General features: G+C 40.9%; 3 protein-coding genes. All 3 read right to left on the bottom strand.

Going from position 1 to position 2,058, the window contains the following annotated elements:
- Positions 1–270, bottom strand: a 270-nt coding sequence (locus JRI95_17150; protein MBW2063273.1) for a hypothetical protein, incomplete at its 3' end; no start/stop codon positions are given.
- Between the two features lie 296 nt (positions 271–566).
- Complete coding sequence (locus JRI95_17145; GenBank protein ID MBW2063272.1) at positions 567–761, bottom strand: hypothetical protein; 195 nt, start codon at positions 759–761, stop codon at positions 567–569.
- 539 nt (positions 762–1,300) lie between these two features.
- Entirely contained in the window at positions 1,301–1,822 is a 522-nt protein-coding gene (locus tag JRI95_17140) for an SAM-dependent methyltransferase (protein ID MBW2063271.1), read from the bottom strand.
- Positions 1,823–2,058 lie beyond the last annotated feature (236 nt).

The raw sequence follows: 2,058 nt of genomic DNA, 5'->3' as shown, positions 1-2,058 counted from the left end.
ATCCAGGTACATTGAAAAGTCTTTTTTAAAAAAGGGCTGGAACATGCCGCGTTCGTTTATCGCCCGGCGAATAAAGTCAATTGCTGATCGAAGATCGTGGTCAGGGAGCTTGTTTTTATATTTATTCTTTAGCGTGCGGGGATTGTATTTGAAATAATCGTCAAGGATCTGGTAAACGGCTTTATCCACCTTCACAAGGTCATTCGTGTTGGTGTCATAAACATAATGGCTGCCTTTCACCGATAATTTTTTATAGCCAATATCCGCCATATTTAAGAACCTCTTGGCTAAATGGCAGGACCGCAATGCTGCTGGCTGTATCTCATGCTCTCTCTTTAAAGGCTTGTGCGGGTAAAGGGTATCCCGCTCCCTCCGGACATTAAGATAGGGGCGGCGAGCTATTTCCCGGCATTATTCAAATGCCTCGGTCATGAGTTCGTCAAATAATTATTATGCGCCCTCATCTCTTTTTCTTCGAGATTCGCGGCGCACATGGAGCTTGTTGCCTGCTTAGATGGATGAAAACTTCGTTTCCGATTCTTTTCGAGGCGCCTCTGGTCTGTCTGTTAGCAGCTTCCCGTTTCAGATGGAGAAAAGTAATATTCAACCTCTGGTTCACAGCCGTCATCGTCGGACCCATAAATAGTTGGTAAAGTCCTGATTCTTCCAAATCTCGGGGCAATACCCCCCATTATCTTTTTCATCTCATCCTTGCTGATTTTCATGTCTTTTGGTAAATCTTTAATCTTGATTCTTGCCATGACATAACCCTCCTTTTCTGTTAATTGGTCATCATTAGACAAAATCCTTTTTGAACTTTCATGTTTTGATCAATGAATTCCTTGCACCCCCTTTCATGGCTTCATTAATCCATGGCCCTGACCTTAAAAATTAAGACCGCACGTGATCCGGACTTGCTATTTTAATTATATTGATTAATATATGCCGCTTTATACTGAAATGTCAAGCCTTATCATAACGATCCAAAAAGGACAAATCCACACCCAAAACCCGGTAAAAAAAGCCCTGGTTTTCGGCTGTTTGTTTAGGGTGATTGTCAAAACTTTACTTTAAAAAACAGGCAGGTCAGGAAGAAAGTCTTGTTCTAAATTTGTCCGGGTTTTCACTCCTCGAACCTGAAATCCACCTTGATTTTATTTCCTCTGCTTTTTCCTCCTGGTTCGGTCATTCCTCCCGCGATATAGCTAGTCGTTAAGGTTGTCTTGCCACTGTAACCATCAAAACGGTAATTGACCTTTAAGGTGGTTGAGGTCATTATCTATCTGTGAATAGGATCATTTCACCTCCCTTTTTTCCATTGTAATTTTATGTCAAGCACAGGGCTTCCATCAATGGCGTCAAGGCCTTCAACGTAGAGTGTTGTATCTTCAATCTTTATCAATCTGACATCTGTAACAGCTATCTTGGAAAGCCTGTCAGGAGAACGGGAAGCAAAAACACCAACTTCCTTTAAATCGATTTTTCTTCTAAAAATAGACCTGGGGGATTTTGTTTTATGAAGGTAATAAACAACGGTTATATATTCTTCTTCCTCGAGTTTATACATAAAGGCTTTCTGTGTGGGAACGAGTTCAATCCGGGATTCTTCTTTTGGGTCTCCAACTAGACCGAATTCCTTATTAAGATTTCGTGATAAATTGCTTCTGACAATTCCAATGGGATAAATCTCAAATGGCTCAACATCACCATACATACATTTTGGGCAAAAAGCAGTGTCATCTATGAAGCAAACCTTTGCTCCCTCTACCAACTTCCCACACTTGCTACATTGATGAGCGTCTTGAAGAGCGTCTTCATTCATTACTTATTACTCCTAAATCCAGCGATGGTTATTAATTCCGGGTGGAAGAGGCGGTTACCCGATCGCTCCCCCCACAGGTAGAATGATTACATACAGTAATTAAAAGCTCGACTTCTCTAAAACTAACTAGTGCCTGTCCGGGAATGAGGTAATTCAGTTCAGGATAAGCGTCAAATAGCAATTGTCAATCGTTTCATTTCGAATGGTCGAAATGAATTTAACTTATTTAAGTTAAA

The sequence above is a fragment of the Deltaproteobacteria bacterium genome, from assembly GCA_019308995.1.
Taxonomy (GTDB): Bacteria; Desulfobacterota; Desulfarculia; order Adiutricales; family JAFDHD01; genus JAFDHD01.
Note: the sequence above shows the minus strand (reverse complement) of the source record. Positions and strands in the feature narration are given on the sequence as shown.

Excerpts from the sequence above, each read along its gene's own strand:
- JRI95_17145 (MBW2063272.1), bottom strand. The coding sequence starts at position 761 with ATGGCAAGAATCAAGATTAAAGATTTACCAAAAGACATGAAAATCAGC.
- JRI95_17140 (MBW2063271.1), bottom strand. The coding sequence starts at position 1,822 with ATGAATGAAGACGCTCTTCAAGACGCTCATCAATGTAGCAAGTGTGGG.